The 15,897-nt window shown below is 59.5% G+C and carries 12 protein-coding genes; 5 read left to right on the top strand and 7 right to left on the bottom strand.

What is annotated here, in order from left to right:
• Positions 1–121 precede the first annotated feature (121 nt).
• Positions 122–1,537, bottom strand: coding sequence for an aldehyde dehydrogenase family protein (locus ASC97_RS10660; protein ID WP_057468335.1), 1,416 nt, complete (start codon positions 1,535–1,537; stop codon positions 122–124).
• A 95-nt stretch (positions 1,538–1,632) separates the two neighbouring features.
• On the opposite strand from ASC97_RS10660, the gene ASC97_RS10655 reads away from it, so the two are divergent.
• On the top strand, positions 1,633–2,550 hold the full coding sequence (locus ASC97_RS10655) for a LysR family transcriptional regulator (RefSeq protein WP_057468334.1): 918 nt from the start codon (positions 1,633–1,635) through the stop codon (positions 2,548–2,550).
• 29 nt (positions 2,551–2,579) lie between these two features.
• Here ASC97_RS10655 and ASC97_RS10650 read toward each other — a convergent pair whose 3' ends face one another.
• Positions 2,580–3,332: a histidine phosphatase family protein gene (locus ASC97_RS10650; protein WP_057469310.1), complete on the bottom strand. Its 753-nt coding sequence runs from the start codon at positions 3,330–3,332 to the stop codon at positions 2,580–2,582.
• Positions 3,333–3,520: 188 nt separating this feature from the next.
• Here ASC97_RS10650 and ASC97_RS10645 point away from each other — a divergent pair, with 188 nt between their 5' ends.
• The 4 genes from ASC97_RS10645 (at position 3,521) to ASC97_RS36230 (ending at position 7,700) form a co-directional block, all read left to right on the top strand.
• A complete protein-coding gene (locus ASC97_RS10645; protein ID WP_057468333.1) occupies positions 3,521–4,696 on the top strand; it encodes a low temperature requirement protein A in 1,176 nt (391 codons plus the stop codon).
• Positions 4,697–4,883: 187 nt separating this feature from the next.
• Positions 4,884–5,900, top strand: coding sequence for a helix-turn-helix domain-containing protein (locus tag ASC97_RS10640; protein ID WP_057468332.1), 1,017 nt, complete (start codon positions 4,884–4,886; stop codon positions 5,898–5,900).
• 287 nt (positions 5,901–6,187) lie between these two features.
• Entirely contained in the window at positions 6,188–6,388 is a 201-nt protein-coding gene (locus ASC97_RS10635) for a hypothetical protein (RefSeq protein ID WP_057468331.1), read from the top strand.
• Positions 6,389–6,680: 292 nt separating this feature from the next.
• Entirely contained in the window at positions 6,681–7,700 is a 1,020-nt protein-coding gene (locus ASC97_RS36230; RefSeq protein WP_057468330.1) for a GlxA family transcriptional regulator, read from the top strand.
• A 14-nt stretch (positions 7,701–7,714) separates the two neighbouring features.
• Here ASC97_RS36230 and ASC97_RS10625 read toward each other — a convergent pair whose 3' ends face one another.
• The 5 genes from ASC97_RS10625 to ASC97_RS10605 form a co-directional block, all read right to left on the bottom strand.
• Positions 7,715–9,046 (bottom strand): GGDEF domain-containing response regulator, encoded by a 1,332-nt coding sequence (locus tag ASC97_RS10625; RefSeq protein WP_057468329.1) that lies wholly within the window; start codon positions 9,044–9,046, stop codon positions 7,715–7,717.
• 212 nt (positions 9,047–9,258) lie between these two features.
• The gene (locus ASC97_RS10620) at positions 9,259–10,089 is read right to left on the bottom strand and encodes a response regulator (RefSeq protein ID WP_057468328.1); all 831 of its coding nucleotides are present in this window, start codon (positions 10,087–10,089) and stop codon (positions 9,259–9,261) included.
• 193 nt (positions 10,090–10,282) lie between these two features.
• Positions 10,283–12,853 carry a mechanosensitive ion channel family protein gene (locus ASC97_RS10615; protein ID WP_057469309.1) on the bottom strand — a complete coding sequence of 857 codons (2,571 nt, stop codon included), beginning with the start codon at positions 12,851–12,853 and terminating at the stop codon, positions 10,283–10,285.
• Positions 12,854–13,063: 210 nt separating this feature from the next.
• The gene (locus tag ASC97_RS10610; RefSeq protein WP_057468327.1) at positions 13,064–14,500 is read right to left on the bottom strand and encodes an MFS transporter; all 1,437 of its coding nucleotides are present in this window, start codon (positions 14,498–14,500) and stop codon (positions 13,064–13,066) included.
• A 199-nt stretch (positions 14,501–14,699) separates the two neighbouring features.
• Positions 14,700–15,854 (bottom strand): amidohydrolase, encoded by a 1,155-nt coding sequence (locus ASC97_RS10605; protein ID WP_057468326.1) that lies wholly within the window; start codon positions 15,852–15,854, stop codon positions 14,700–14,702.
• Between the last annotated feature and the right edge of the window lie 43 nt (positions 15,855–15,897).

Genomic DNA, 15,897 nt, shown 5'->3' with positions numbered 1-15,897 from the left:
ACCACATGTTTCTGGACTGTGGGGGCGCGGCGGGTCCGAAATTCCACCACAAGGCGAGATTGGAGTGACGGCGTCCCGTGCCTCCTGTGGCAAAGGCAGCGTCACGCCGCCTTCAGATGCGCTACACCAGGACCGCTCGGGGTTCCAGATGGGTCTCAAGACCAAAGACGCCATATTCGCGGCCGATACCCGATTGCTTGAAACCGCCGAACGGCGCGAGGGGTTCGTGCGGGGCGCCGTTGATCACCACCCGACCCGACTGAAGCCGGTCGGCGACGCGCCGGGCGCGCTCGTCGTCTGACGCGTGGACGTAAGCCTGCAGCCCGTAGCTGGTGTCATTGGCGATCGCGACCGCCTGCTCCTCGTCCCGATAGGGAATGACGCAGAGAACCGGCCCGAAGATTTCTTCCCTGGCAATGCGCATCTCGTTGGTGACGCCTGCAAAGACCGTCGGACGGACGAACCAGCCGCGCTCGAGCCCCTCGGGACGCCCCTCGCCTCCCGCCAGCAATTCCGCACCCTCCTCAGACCCAAGCCGAATATAGGATTGAACGCGGTCATATTGTTTCTGGCTGACCATGGGACCGATCCGCACGTTGGAATCCCTGGGGTCGCCGGTCTTGATCGCCTCGACGGCACTCTTCAGCCGGGACAGGATATCCGCGAGACGGCTTTCAGGCGCAAGGATCCGGGTGCCGGCCACGCAGGCCTGGCCGCTATTGGCAAGACCCATCGACAAGACAATTGGAATGACCTTGTCGAGATCAGCGTCGTCGAGAATGATGTTCGGACCTTTGCCTCCAAGCTCCAGGGTGACGCGTTTCAGGGTATCGGCACTGGTACGGACAATCTGCTTTCCGACAGCGGTTGAGCCGGTAAAGCTCACCTTGGCGACATCCGGATGCCCGCTGAGGGCCGCGCCGACAACGTCGCCGCGCCCGGTGACGATGTTGAACACACCCGGCGGCAATCCGGCTTCATGCAGGCATTCGGTAAGGAGATCTGTCTGAACGGCGCTCATCTCGCTCGGCTTGATAACGATGGTGCAGCCCGCAGCGATCGCAGTGGCGAGCTTGCTGCAAATGAAACCATAGTTGCTGTTCCATGGGGTGATCGCCGCAACCACGCCGAGCGGCTGCATCGTGACCTCTGCACGTCCGATCTGCCGGGTGAAGTCGTATGCCGCAAGCGTCTCGGCCATGTCGAGGAACACCGAGGCTGCGTGGGGGACCGAGAAGCCGACGAAATATTGCGGAGCGCCGTATTCCAGCGCCATGGCTTCGCTCAATTCTTCAGCGCGAGATGCGATGGCGGCACTCAGCCGCTTCAGCATGCCGATACGCTCCGATTTTGTCGTCCGCGAAAAGCTCTGGAAGGCACGCCTTGCCGCGGCCACGGCTAAAAGAGCATCCGTGTGATCGCCCAGCCGGACCGTACCGATCTCCTCTTCGGTCGAGGGATTATAGAGGCTGGCGATCTCTTCGCCATGAGGAGTGACGAATGCCCCATCGATGTAAATGCGGTCGATAATGCGCATGAAAATTCTCCGTGTTCGATGAACATTATGTGGCACATCGCCATTGCCCTGATAAGCTGACCAAATATGCGCGAGCTGATAAGGAAACAGGGACAATGATCCGTGGCAACATTCTGGAGCTGGAAGCGGTGGTGGCCGTTGCGGCAAACGGTGGCTTCCGCGCGGCCGCGCGCGATCTCGGCATTTCCTCCTCCGCGGTAAGCCAGGCGATTGCCGCCCTGGAAGCCAGGCTCGGCGTTCGCCTCTTCAATCGCACGACACGCAGCGTGTCGCTTTCGTCGGCGGGCGAGCAATTCGTGGCCGAGGTGACGCCCGCGCTCGCCGGAATCCGCAATGCCATCGACATCGTCGACGAGCACCGTGCAGAGCCTGCAGGCACACTGCGGATTAACACCTCGCTTGGCGCAGCCCGCATGATCCTGACGCCCATTGTGCTCGCCTACCTCAAGCGGTTTCCAGCGGTGAACGTCGAGATCGCCACGGAAGGCGCCCTCGTCGATATCAACGCAAAGGGCTTCGATGCCGGCATCCGCATAGCGGAGGCCGTTCCGCCTGATATGATCGCAATATCGATCAGCCGAACCATCCGCTCGGTCATCGTCGGATCTCCGGCGTACTTCAAGGAAGGGAAGATACCCCTGCTGCCGTCGGATCTGAATGACCACGAGTGCATCAGGGCGCGCATGGCAAGCGGCACGATTTACGCGTGGGAGTTCGAACGGCGTGGAGAAAGCCTCGTCATCGATGTTCCCGGACGATTGATCCTCGACGAAAGCGAGCTGATGCTGCGGGCTGTGCGCAGCGGGGCAGGCCTGGCATACCTGACGGAATCGCTGGTTGCCGAGGATATCGTCGCGGGGCGGTTGGTGCAGGTGCTCGACGACTGGACACCCTCCTACCCCGGACTCAGCCTGTACTATCCGGGGCGTCGGCACCTGCCCGCAAAACTTCGCGCCTTTGTCGACCTGATCAGAGAGAGCCAAAGCGCCGGAGTCGCGATACCTCAGCGTTAACCGGCACCTTGGCGGACGTCCGGCTATGGCTATTGCGTCTCGGCCTTCGACGTGATCGTCAGGTCGGCACCAAAGGCTTCGCGCATGTCGCCCTCCTGCCCCTCCTGCCGGTCGGCGGCGTGATGAAGCAGGATCGACGAGTAACCTCTCGAGCGAGTGCCCTCGATCAGGGTGACGTCGGCGTTGCCCGGATTGTCGGAGCGCTCGAACCAATCGACGGGATGTTGCAGGAAATTCATTTCGAATGCCCTGTTGGTCACACCATGGCCGACGACAACGATGTTGTCCGCACCATTTTTGGAGTCGTGCATGACTGTTTGCAGGAAAAGGCGAACGCGCTGAGCCACATCTGCCCGGCTCTCGCCATCCGGCGGCCGCGCATAGAACTTGCCGCTGCTGCTGCGCAATCTGGCCCACTTTTCGAATTCATCGGGAAACTTGTGCTTTCGTTCGGCGTGATCGTAGATTTCGGTAAAGAGACCAAAATCCTGCTCCCGCAAAAGATAATCCTCGCGGACGTCGCCAACAAATTTGGCCGGCAAGGCTTCCAGAAGGGCATCCTTGCTCTGTCGCGTCCTCAGGAAAGGCGAGTACCAGATCCGCAGCTTCTGGAGCCCGGCGGTCGGCGCACCCTCCAGATAGGACGCGATGATCCGGCCGGTCTCCACTGCCTGCCGATGACCCCACTGGGTCAGCGGAACATTGTGATCGCCGAATTGGCCGTATGCCTTTTCATCGATATTGCCGAGGGATTCGCCATGGCGAACGAGAAAGATACGCATCGGTCGTCCCGCATTGTCCCTATTGGAATCGGTTGCCATCATGGACGTCGTGAAAGCGCCGGGCAACATTGTCGGCAAAGCCCGCGTCCCGCCCATTGCCGGCATTGCAAAGCGCGCTACCTCCCGTCGTCCGACAGCATCAGGATCAAACGAGGCCGCGCCTCCAGATGGCCTGAAAGAACTCAAGGATGCCCCTCTTGAGCAATTGGATTCGCAAGGAGAGCGCAGAACGGACCAAAGCGAGCTTCCCGGAGCTGTTTTTCGATCTCGTTTTTGTGTTCGCGCTCATTCAGTTGTCGCATACGCTCGCAACGGACTTCAGCCTGGCGACTGCCGCTGAGAACCTCTTGCTCGTCCTGGCGATCTGGTGGCTGTGGATCTACACCACATGGGTCACCAACCTTCTCGACACCGAACAGGAAGCCGTCAGGCTGCTGCTCTTCGCACTGATGTTCGGCGGCGTTCTCCTGGCAATTGCACTTCCGGAGGCCTATGGCGACCATGGAAAGGCCTTTGCCGGCTTGTATTGCACGATGCAGCTCGGTCGCTCCCTGTTCACTCTCTACGCTTTTCGACAGGTCGATCGGGCGTCGTATCTGACCTTTCTTCGCATTACAGTGTGGATCCTTGTCTCAAGCCTGTTCTGGCTTCTAGGCGCATTCGCTGCACTGGAAGAACGCGTGATATTTTGGGCGATCGCTCTTCTGATCGAATATACGTCTCCCGCCGCGCGCTATTGGGTTCCATGGCTTGGACGGTCGCCTCGCGAGACCTTGCACGTATCAGGAGAGCATATGGCCGAGCGATGCGCCCTCTTCGTGATACTTTGCCTCGGGGAAACGATCCTGACGACCGGCCGCAACGCTGCGGAACATATGCAATCGAGCACGACTTTTGCGGTCTTCTGCAGCGCTTTCCTGATCACCGGCTTCATGTGGTGGATCTACTTTCATCACGGACAGCAAAAAGCCGCAGACAGGGCAGAAGCGACATCGGCGCCCGAAACTGTTGCCCATAATCTTTTCACCTATGGGCATCTGCCGATCGTAGCGGGGATCATTCTCACAGCCGTCGGCGAGGATTTCACCCTCTCGCATCCTGGCGAGCAAAGCAGCATGAAAAATGCTCTCGCAATCCTCGGAGGGCCGGCACTTTTTCTGCTTGGAAACCTGTGGCTCAAGCTTGCAGCGACAAGGAAACTGCCTCTTTCCCACCTGGCGGGACTGGTCGTCCTGCTATCGACGCTGGCGGTCGTGCCGTGGCAGACGAATATTGCCATTCAGATCGTCAGCGCAGCTACTTTGCTCATGGTGGCCCTATGGGAATATTTCGCCTTGCGCCGAACGGGCGCGGCCACTGCATAATGCGGTCATCGCAACCTGAGTACAGCCACAGCTCTCTTTGAGAGGCGTCGACACCATCCATAGCAACGGCAAAGCGAATTGGCAGGCATCGAACCTAGTCGATATCAGATGTAACATTGACAGAGTATCAATCAGAGTGTCCCTATGAATAGCCTCAAGGCGATGCTGCCGGAACACCAGAGGATTGATGATCGTCAAGAATAGAATTGTACCGCTGATCTTCGATACGCATTCATTGCCGGAGGAACATCAGTTCGAGGCCTGGCGTAGCTATAATTCAGCTGTCATCGATGTGTCATTGTCGCCGAACAATCGTCACGCCTTTACCTTCAAGCAGAAGGTATGGGACCTGGGCGCCATCGCGTTCACGTCATCCCGCATGCCCGGCCCGCTGGTACCCCGCAGCTGGGAACATCTGAGAAAGGATCCACTCGACCACTGGTGTTTTGTTCTGCCCGAAAGCGCGCGGCACACCGAGGAGGCACTCGAGGGCTCGCCGCAAGTCTATTTTCGATCTCTCGGACGACAGTTTAGCGGCGCTGCGGCGGACTCGAGCGTATCGACATTGTTCATTCCGCGCGACCTCCTGCGCCCGGTGGCAGGCTTGCTTGACACGCACTCCGGGACGCTCCCCGACGACGGGCTTGGTGCGCTCCTGTCAGATTTCTTCATATCCGTCGAGCGACGGCTCCCCACAATGGCGTCCGAAGACGTTCCGCGCCTGGTCGAATCCATTGCGGCGATGATCATCGCCTGCGTCGCCCCAACGCCCGACAGGCTGGCAGAGGCCAGCAAATCGATCGCGTCGACGCGTCTGGAACGTGCGCGCCAGCGGGTCCATATGAACCTGCTATCCCCGACGCTGAGCCCGGCAACGCTCTGCCGGGACATCGGCGTATCTCGTTCGACGCTCTATTCTCTGTTCGAACCGTTGCAAGGGGTGTCCCATTACATTCAAAGGCAACGCTTGCTTGCTGCCTATCGGATGCTGCGGGATCCCACGAACCGTTTCACGACCACCGAACTTGCCGAGATGTTTTGCTTCTCCGACGCCAGCACCTTCACCCGTGCCTTTCGGCAGGTGCTGGGATGCTCGCCACGCGACGTGCAGGGGACGATCCTCGCGCCGCCTCCCGCTCCCGCAGCAACCCCGATGCAAGCCGTGGCGGAACTCGGCAGCATACTGCGGCGCCTTCAGTCGTAGGCGTGAGAGCCGGAAGGCCGGGCGAGAGTGCGGTCATGTGCACAAGACTTAACCGCGCTCCATCGTGCTTTGAACGGTCAGAACAAGGCCGGTCGGCCCTGCAACCGGCGGCATCATTTGCATCGCACGCGGCGTCGGCGTCCGTCGGTTTCGGAACAGGACGACCTCGGGATTCATTCAAAAAGATTGATGATAGCCATAAACTCTATTCGTTTGATTGATGAGCACGACAGGCCCATATCAGTAGTCATGAAGAAGATGTCATTCGAGGAGAAAAGGAAATCGCGATGACCACGATCAGTTATAGAGACAGCAAGCCGTCGTCCTCAGGCGACCTCCATCTGTCCGTATCAGGTTATGCCCGCAAGATCGTTCACGCATGGCATCAGTGGCAGGCGGCACGTGAAATCGAGTCCATGCCGTTCGATATGCGCAAGGATATCGGTTGGCCCTCCGCAGACGATTCGGACGAACGCAAGGCCATGTAATGAATGCGACATACCGACCCTCTTGAAGGCGGCGCTCTGTTTCCGGCAGCGCCGCCTTCCCCATTTTCGGCCACCCGGATTTTAATCTTGAATTTCAGGCACATGTATTTTTCGACGCATCGCGATTGAACTTTTGTCGCTGCCGATCGTCAATTGACGAACATCAACTTGAGCAATGTCGCAATTTGCTCTTTGCGGCCGCATTTTTCCATGTCAATGTCGTTTTTGAGATATCAAAACGACGCATTCCAAGCAACCAATAGACGATCGTCCTCGAGCACGGAATGGTCTCATGAACAAGATGCCGCATAAGAAACGCTCCCTGGTCTTTTTCATGGTTCCCCAGTTCACCATGCTGCCGTTTTCGGCAGCCATCGACACGCTGCGCATCGCCAACCGCATGCTCGGCTATCAGGCCTACAACTGGCGTCTGACCTCGGTCGATGGCGAGAAGGTCTATTCTTCCTGCGGCATCGGAATCGAGGCCAACACCTCGCTGGCCGACGAGCGTCGCAATCTCGGCGGCGAGAACCGTCCGAGCATGGTGCTGGTCTGTTCCGGCATCGACGTCGAGGAGTTCAACAACAAGTCGGTCAACGCCTGGCTGCGCGAAACCTACAATCGCGGCGTGGCGGTGGGCAGCCTCTGTACCGGCGCGCATGTGCTTGCACAGGCTGGCCTGCTGAACGGCAAGCGCTGTGCGATCCACTGGGAAAACCTGCCGGGCTTCTCCGAAGCCTTCCCGCAGGCAGAGGTCTATGCCGATCTCTATGAAGTGGACAGCAATCTCTACACCTGCGCGGGCGGTACCGCATCGCTGGATATGATGCTGAACCTGATCGGTGAGGATTTCGGTGAAACGCTCGTCAACCGCGTCTGTGAACAACACCTGACCGATCGCGTGCGCAGCCCACATGATCGTCAGCGTCTGCCGCTGCGCGCCCGTCTTGGCGTGCAGAACGGCAAGGTGCTCTCTATTATCGAACTCATGGAAGGCAATCTGGCCGAACCGCTGTCGCTTCTTGAGATTGCCGACGGGGCCGGCCTGTCGCGCCGACAGATCGAGCGCTTGTTCCGACAGGAAATGGGGCGCTCACCCGCACGCTATTATCTCGAGATCAGGCTCGACCGTGCGCGCCACCTCCTCGTCCAATCCTCCATGCCGGTTGTCGAGGTTGCCGTCGCTTGTGGCTTCGTCTCCGCGTCGCATTTCTCGAAGTGTTATCGCGAACTCTATCACCGCTCGCCACAGCAGGAGCGCGCCGATCGCAAGATGACCATGGCAACAGCTCGCCAGGCAATCGCAGCCTGAGGGACCCGGGGCGGCTACTGAGCCGCCTCGCCCGTCAGCTTCGCGTCGGAGTAGACGAGATTGCGGCCTTTGTGCTTGGCCATATAGAGAAATTGGTCGGCAGCGTTCAGATAGTTGTCGAACGTCTCGTGGGCCGAGATTTCGGCTACGCCGATCGATATCGTCACCGACAGATCCTCGTCGTCAGCCGTTACCGTCATTCGGGAGATATCCGAACGTATCTCGTCGCACAATTTCGTAGCCGCGATGGAGTCCATCATCGGAAACAGGATAGCGAATTCCTCGCCGCCGAGGCGGGAGAGCAGGTTGTCGCTACCATCGAAAATGGTCGCCAGCCGGTCGGCGACGGCCTTAAGCACAGTGTCGCCGATTTCGTGACCGTAAGTGTCGTTGAGCCGCTTGAAGTGATCGATATCCAATATGGCGACGGAGCAGACTGCCTTCTGCCGCAGGCAATCGGTGACAAGCTTGGGGCCAAGGTCGTAGAAATAACGCCTGTTGTAGAGCCCCGTCAAATAATCCCGTGCAGCGGCTGCCCGCAGTTGCTTCAGCTGCGTCAGCGTCTCGATATTGTTGGCGATACGACATTGAAGCTCCTCCGCCCCAAACGGCCGGTAGAGAAAATCCGAGGCGCCGGCCTTGAGGAAACTGGCAGAGAGCATCCGGTCGCTCGAAGACGACACTCCGATGATCCTCAACCTGTCGGAGCCGAAGCGCTTCCGTATCCGCCTCGTCAGCTCGTATCCGCTCATGTCGGGCATGTGGTGATCGGTCACCACCAATTCGATGTCGCCATAGGTCTGCAGCGCCGACAAGGCCTCCTCGCCGCTGCTTGCCTCGACGACCATATATTGCTGCGCCTTGAGAAGTTCCACAAGCAGTTGTCGCGCCGAAGCGACGTCATCGACCACGAGCACACGCGTCTTCCTGTTCGTCATCGCGCGCCGAACCGCCGCCACCAGAGTGTCGAGCGCGAACTCGCTGTCCTTCAGCACATAGTCGACGACACTGCGCTCCATGATCCGATTGCGTGTCGCTATGTCGAACGTCGCGGTAAATACGATGGCCGGTATGCCATTTTCCATCGTACAATCAAGCGCCTCGCCGTAGGGCGAGTCCGGCAAGGTGAGATCGACGATAGCAATGGTGTAGGCTTCACCGTCCTGCGCGAGCACTTCGCGGAGGCTCTTCAGCGACGCGCACGTCTTGGTGTTCAGGCCGAGCTCGGCGTGGAATCGATGCGAGAGCACGGCCGAAAACATCCGAGAATCTTCAACCAAAAGTATCGTCTGGCCGCCAAAACGCGGCCCCGCGCCCCATCGGTTGTTTTCTCCCTGAAAAGCCATCCAGCCCCGCCCCGCTGAGTGCCGGAACTCGAATCGAATTGCCGGCGGCATGGAGGATATCTGACGGCTCGCTCGACGTGAAGACGGCAACCGGCAGCAACACTGCAAATTGCAGAAATCGAACCCTCACATGCCGGTTTGATACTGGCACCCATCCGCTACAAGTCCTGCACACCGGCGCACGCGAACATCTGTCACGCCTCGTGGGCGTATCAGGCGACGGCCTGCTGGGTGTGCATCGACTTTATCTGCAACAGCGTATCCAGGTTCTGGTTGACGCGGCAATAGAACTCCTCGTCGATGAACGGCCGCAGCATGAAGTCGTTGCCGCCGGCCTTGAGGAACCGCGCGGACAGCAGCCGATTGGAAGACGACGATACGCCAATGATCCGCAGTTCGTGCGAGCCGATGCTGGCCCGGATACGCCGCGTCAGCTCGAATCCATCGATGTCAGGCATATTGTAGTCGGTAACCATCAACCCGATGTCGCGATTGGCCTTCAGGATCTCCAGCGCCTTCAAGCCGCTCTCGGCAGTGCTGACACGGAAGTTGTAGCGCTTCAGGCGGCTGGACAGCAGAGCACGCGCGGTTGGGCTGTCATCGACGATGAGCACATGGTGACGGTGGTTGGTCAGGAACCGGCAGATCGATTCCGCCAGCAGGTCGACGGCGAAAACGTTGTCCTTCAGGATGTAGTCAACGATGTCCTTGGCCATCAGCTTGTCGCGCATGCCGGCCTGAAAGGTGCCGGTGAAGACGATCGTCGGAATACTGAGGTCGACCAGATACTCCAGCGCCTCGCCGTTCTCCGCGCCAGGAAGGTTGATGTTCGAAATGGCAAGCGTGATCGGATCCGTGGATTTGTCGTAGCAGAGCTGCAGCTCCTCGAAGTTTCGGCAGATCTCGACATCGATGTCGAAGAGTTCCTTCAGCCGGCTCCCGATCATCGAAGTGAAAACGTTGGAGTCTTCCGCCAGGACAATACGTGCATCTGCAAACATGCCGCCGGAATACTGCATCCCCGAAATACCCAAAAACGCCATTTCCAAACCTTCTGAAGAAATCAATGTCCCTGGTTCAAATCGGTACATTAAGCGGTTTGAATAAGTATTAATCGATGTTCGCGGCAGCCCAACAAAAAAGCGGCCACGGGGGTCGCTCCGACTTTGTTCAAAACATGCTTAAAATACTATGTGATAAACTCCGCGTCACGCTCTCACACGCGCCGACCAGGAACTATCCCTGCCGGTCTCGGCCGCCGTCGCCGGCCTTGCTCCGCAACCGGCGCACCCTGCCGTCGTCCTCCGCCGGTTCATCCGCTTCGCCGGCATCGGCAGTGTCGTCGGCGTTTGCAGCAGCCTTGGTCTCCGCAGCGGCAGCCGTAATCGGATCGAGCGGACGATGGAATACGACGTCGCTTTGCGGAAGCGGAATTTCGATGCCCTCGGCCCTGAAGCGCTTGAGGATGGCAATGCGCAGCTCATTCCTGATCTTCATGCCGTCGCCCATATCGCCGAGCATGAAGCGCAGCTCGAAATCGAGCGAATAGGGGCCAAAACGCACGAACTCGACATGCGGCTCGGGATTGCGCAGTACAAGAGGCACTGCATTCACCAGCTCCAGCAAAATGTCCATCACCTTCTGCGGGTCTGCATTGTAGCTCACGGAGACTGGTATCTCCGAGCGGCCCATCTTGTTTCGGTGTGTCCAGTTCCCTACGGAAGCATTGATGAGTTCCGAGTTGGGAACGATGATTGACTGCTTACGGAAAGTCTCGATCTCCGTGGCCCGCACCGAGATCCGCTTGACAATGCCTTCCGCCGTGCCGGAAACGACATGATCTCCGACCTTGAACGGCCGTTCGACGAGCAAAATCAGGCCTGATACAAAGTTCGACACGATGTTCTGCAGGCCGAAACCGATACCGACCGATAGCGCAGATGCAACGAGCGCGAAGTTGGAGAGATCGATGCCCGCTGACGAAATGCCGATCAGCGCCGCAATGCCGACGCCGAGGTAGCCGATGCCTGTCTTCACCGAATTGCGTACGCCGAGATCGACGTGGCTGCGCGCCATGATGTTGCTGTCGAGCCACCGCTGGATCCAGCGCGTCAGGAGATAGCCGCCCGCAAACAGCAGGATGCCGGTGAAGATCCCAACGAGCGAAATGTTGATCCCGCCGAACCTGACCTCTGTGAAGAGCCGGTAGGCAAGCAGCTGCAGATCCTGCACGTGAAAGCCCCAAAGCAGCAGGATCAGCGGAATGCCCACCGCCAAGGCGACGCCATAGATGCAGAAGCCCACCAGCAGCCCGACCTGATCGATGGCAACCGGGCCGAGCTTGAAACGCCGCGCAATAAACCGTCCCGGAGCGGTATCGCCGAAGGTTTCGTTGCGCGATATCGCCTTGCCGGATAAGAGGCCGATGTAGGTCGTGACGCCAATGGCGCCCGTAACGATCAACTGGGAGGCGACGAACCGTGCCAGACCGACATAGCCGGTCAATGCCGAGACGATGAGCCCCGCGCCAAGCACGCGAAGAATGATCGCCATGCCCCGCGGCCAGTGCCGTCCGGGGGAGTCAGGATCGCCGTCCCTGGCAAGCATCGGCCTGCCGAACGATGCAGCGATCAGGATCAGGCCGATGATCAGCGCCGCGATCAGACTTCTGACAACGGTGAGGACCAGCGGCGAGCCCATGGCTTCGCCGATACTGCCGAAGAAAAAGTCGAGGGCATGTACGATAGCCATTGCCAGCAGGCAGGCGCCGATGGAACTGGCGCCGCGGTTGGACAGCTTGACCAGCCGCCAGTGCGGTTCTTTCGGCGCAAACACTGCGTTGCTGAATCGCCGGACGAAGTAGACCAGCCCGATCGCCCCAAAAAGCGCTGCGACAACAGGCGCAATATCCGGCCTCAGAACATTGAAACTGTTGAGGAAGAAATAAGACGAGACGAGCAGGGCAGCGAGCGAAAGCGTCCTGATCAGCGTCGACCAGAAGGCAATCGAAAGCCGGCTGATATAGGAAGGCTGCTCCACTGTTTCCTTGCGTTGAAGGTAGTGCCCAAACAGCCGGTAACTGCCGGACAGCAAAATCAGCGCCGTCGCCAGCGACATCAGGATCGCCGCGAAGAATGCCAGCGCCTTGAATTTCAGGACGAAACCCAACCAGCTTGCCAATGCCTGCCAGAAAGCGCCGGCCTCCTGGACGAATGCGGTTGCGGCGTCACTTAGAACGGAACCCGAAATGTCCGTCCGGCGCAGCAGGGTCGCTGCAAAGAGCTGACGGCGGATCTCGGCAATCTGGTTGCCGAGCTTTCCGATCGCCGCCGACAGGCTTTCTGCATCGCCCTTTACGGCGTTGATCTGCGCGCGTTCGGCTGTCAGCGCATTCCGCTCGCTGGCGACGATTTCCGCCTCGGCCGGCTGCCCTTCCTTCGGTGGATCGCCCAATTCCGCAAGGCGCGCCTTGATCTGATCCAGGCGCGGACCAAATCCGCTGGAAATACCTGTGACGGTCCGGCCCAACTGGTCGACCTTGCCATTCAGCGCTACGAGCGCATCGTCGTCTTCGCTATTCTGTTTTACGCCATCCTGCAGGGACGCGAGCGCAATTTTGGCCTTCTCGACGTCCTTCGCTGCCTGTTCGACAGCCGTCGTGGCAAGCGCCGCCGGCTCCGCGGATTGCTGCTGCGGTTGGACTTGAACCGGTTGCGGCTGCGGCGTCTGCGCATAAACAAGGCTCCCGCCGGCTGCGGCCAGCGAGAGGAACAGAAAAGTTCGAAGCAGAATAGGTGTCAGCCGCAAGGTGTCCCCGCTTGGGTTTGCCATATCAGGTTGGAGGCCTGCTTTTCATAGGAAAGAAAGGCGACAGAAAGGCGAAGCGCCAGAACTCGAGCCGTTCCGTTCGCGTTTGGCAACCGTCGATAGCACGCTGACCGCTGCATGGCGATGCTGAAATCGGGTTCGGACGCTGCGCGCCAGGGCGAAAACCTGCGTTCTGGCCGGTCAAATCTACTAACGCAAGCGGTGTCCCGAAACCTCGGCGCCCGCATCCCGTGCCAGTTGCAGGAACCGCAACGATGACACGATCCCGATTGCCCCGATGATCAGGAACGCCCAGCGGAAATCCGCCAGCCCCGGATTGTCCAGGCCGCGAAACGCGACTGAAATGTTGAGCACGGCGGCGGCGATCGCGACGCCGAGCAGCATGGAAACCTGTTGCAGCATGCTGGACAAGGTCGAAGCGGAACTGCGCTGCGCCGGATTGATGTCGGCAAAGGCCAGCGTATTGAGTGCCGTGAACTCCATAGAGCGGGAAAGACCGGCGGTCAGGAGCAGCGCATAGATGACGGCACGCGGTGTCTCCGGAGAAAGAAACCCGCAGGCGGCGATGGAAAGCGCTGCGATCAGACCGTTGAAACAAAGAACGGTGCGGAAGCCGAGCCGGGCAAGCAAGGGTGTCGTCACCGCCTTCATGCCGAGATTGCCAAGAAAATAGACGAGCAGATAGGCACCTGCCTCGATCGAACTCAGGCCAAAGCCAAGCTGAAAGAGCAGCGGCAGCAGGAACGGTGTTGCATTGATCGCCACCCGGCTGGCCGTGCCGGCCGACAGCGTCGCGATGGCATAGGTTTGCACCTTGAAGGCGGATAGATCGAGGAGCGGATTGTCGATGCGCAGAAAATGCCGCGTTGCCATGAAAGACAGCACCATGCCCGCTGCAAGCATGGCGAGGACAGGCAGGAAGCCACCATGCCATTTGACCGACAGCTCGAGTGCCGCAAGCAGGAGGGTGAGACCTGCGCCGCTGAGAACGAATCCGCGAATATCCAGCCTGCCGGCATCCTCCTCGCGCTGCTCCGGCACGAAGCGCCAGACCAGCGCCATGCCGATAGCCCCGATCGGCAGGTTGATCAGAAAGTTCCAGTGCCAGCTGGCATAGGTCGTGATGAAGCTCCCAAGCAGGGGACCGATGACCGGCGCCGTCAGTGCCGGCCAGGTAATCAGTGCGATTGCCTGGACGAGTTCGGACTTGCGGGCATTCTTCAGAACGATGATCCGGCCGACAGGCGTCATCAGTGCACTACCCGCACCCTGGATGGCGCGCGCAACGACGAATTCCACCAGTCCGTTGGAAAGCCCACAGAACAGCGAGGCAAGCGTGAAAACCGCGATCGACGTCATGAAGACGCGCCTTGCGCCATAACGGTCGCCGAGCCAGCCGGCGAGCGGAATGAAGGCCGCCATGGTCAGCATGTAAACAGTAATGCCGATGCTCATCGATACCGGCTGGACACCGAAACTTGCCGCCATCTGCGGCAGCGACGTGGTGACGATCGTTCCATCGAGGATCTGCATGAAGAAGGAGACGGCAACGACCAATGCCACGATCTTTGCCCGGCGCGCGCTTTGTTCGTCGCCACTCTTCCCGGTGGTATCTATCGCTGTCATCAATCTGCCGATGTGAAATGCAAAGAATGCACGCAGACGGATCGATGAAAACGGCCTACGCTATATCCGATCCGTACCGCTCGTAGATATGCCGATCGCCCCGCGTGGGAAAGAGAAAAAACGCGCTGCACGCGCAATATCGACGCGCCCGTGCGAACGTCGCCAACGGCAGCACGAGATGCACGGTCGCTGTGTCCACTCACCCGAGAACATTGCGGATCGCGCGCATGAAGACACGCGAGCCGAGGGAAATCAGCTGGTCCGGGAAGTCGTAGTCCGGATTGTGCAGCCGAGGATGATCTTCGCCTGCCCCAAGGAAAAACATCGCCGACGGCGCCACCGTTCGAAACAGTCCGAAATCTTCCGATGCCTTCATCGGCAGGAGTTCGCTTGCCCTCTCGACGGTTATGCCTTCCTCGTCCAATGCGCGACGCAGGACATCGACCGCCTCTGCCGAATTGAAGCACTGCCGGAAAACATCCTCGTAGGAAATCTTCAACTGCAGCCCTGCCGCCTGTGCCTGGTGGCACGCAAGAGCTTCGGCGGCGTGCACGAGCGCGGTCATCCTCTCATCCGTCAACGTCCGCAGCGTTGCCCAGATTTCCGCTTGGCCCGGGCTGATCCCGAAAGCTGGCTCGCCCAGGCGTGCATGCGTGACGGTAACCAGCGTATAGTCGGGTCCGAGAGCTGCGTTGTTGCCAAGGGCCGTCAGTCCGCCGAGCAGATTTGCCATAGCAAACGTCGGCGCTATGCCGTCCTCCGGATAGGAGGCATGCGATGTCTTGCCCTTGAGGATGATTTTCATGCCGCGCGAGGCGCAGTTCACCGGCCCGTCCCGCAAAAGCGCGTGACCAAGCCTGACGCCGGGAAAATTATGGAGCGACAACGCCAGATCAGGCTTCAGCGCGGCGAACTTCGGATCAGCCAGGACAGCGGCCGCGCCGGCGCCGTTTTCCTCCGCCGGCTGAAACATCAGCACCACCCGTCCTCTCGCCGGCCGTTTGCGGCCAAGCCCCTTGGCCAGTGCCATCAGGATCGCCATGTGCCCGTCATGCCCGCAAAGGTGACCTTTGCCCGCAACAGTCGATCGATGCGCGACATCGGAGATTTCCTCGATCGGAAGCCCATCCAGCTCGGCGCGGATCATGACAGTCGGTCCGTCGGCCCCGACGTCGTAGACTGCCGCAAGTCCATGGCCGCCCAGGTTCGACTCGATCCGGTCCGGGAACGTGACCAGCAGTGCCTGCTGGACGCGGAGTGCCGTTTCAGCCTCCTCCCCGGATATTTCTGGTTTCTGATGAAGCTCGCGCCGAAACCGCTTGATATCGATAATCTCTTCGTCAGTCAGAAACATGCACCGTTTCCTGTCGTTGGGCTTTGTCCGCGTCGACCCGGCA

This window comes from Rhizobium sp. Root1203 (assembly GCF_001424945.1).
GTDB lineage: Bacteria > Pseudomonadota > Alphaproteobacteria > Rhizobiales > Rhizobiaceae > Rhizobium.
Note: the sequence above shows the minus strand (reverse complement) of the source record. Positions and strands in the feature narration are given on the sequence as shown.

Excerpts from the sequence above, each read along its gene's own strand:
- ASC97_RS36230 (WP_057468330.1), top strand. The coding sequence starts at position 6,681 with ATGAACAAGATGCCGCATAAGAAACGCTCCCTGGTCTTTTTCATGGTT.
- ASC97_RS10650 (WP_057469310.1), bottom strand. The coding sequence starts at position 3,332 with ATGCGTATCTTTCTCGTTCGCCATGGCGAATCCCTCGGCAATATCGAT.
- ASC97_RS10640 (WP_057468332.1), top strand. The coding sequence starts at position 4,884 with ATGATCGTCAAGAATAGAATTGTACCGCTGATCTTCGATACGCATTCA.
- ASC97_RS10625 (WP_057468329.1), bottom strand. The coding sequence starts at position 9,046 with ATGGCTTTTCAGGGAGAAAACAACCGATGGGGCGCGGGGCCGCGTTTT.
- ASC97_RS10610 (WP_057468327.1), bottom strand. The coding sequence starts at position 14,500 with ATGACAGCGATAGATACCACCGGGAAGAGTGGCGACGAACAAAGCGCG.
- ASC97_RS10605 (WP_057468326.1), bottom strand. The coding sequence starts at position 15,854 with ATGTTTCTGACTGACGAAGAGATTATCGATATCAAGCGGTTTCGGCGC.
- ASC97_RS10645 (WP_057468333.1), top strand. The coding sequence starts at position 3,521 with ATGCCCCTCTTGAGCAATTGGATTCGCAAGGAGAGCGCAGAACGGACC.
- ASC97_RS10660 (WP_057468335.1), bottom strand. The coding sequence starts at position 1,537 with ATGCGCATTATCGACCGCATTTACATCGATGGGGCATTCGTCACTCCT.
- ASC97_RS10620 (WP_057468328.1), bottom strand. The coding sequence starts at position 10,089 with ATGGCGTTTTTGGGTATTTCGGGGATGCAGTATTCCGGCGGCATGTTT.
- ASC97_RS10655 (WP_057468334.1), top strand. The coding sequence starts at position 1,633 with ATGATCCGTGGCAACATTCTGGAGCTGGAAGCGGTGGTGGCCGTTGCG.
- ASC97_RS10635 (WP_057468331.1), top strand. The coding sequence starts at position 6,188 with ATGACCACGATCAGTTATAGAGACAGCAAGCCGTCGTCCTCAGGCGAC.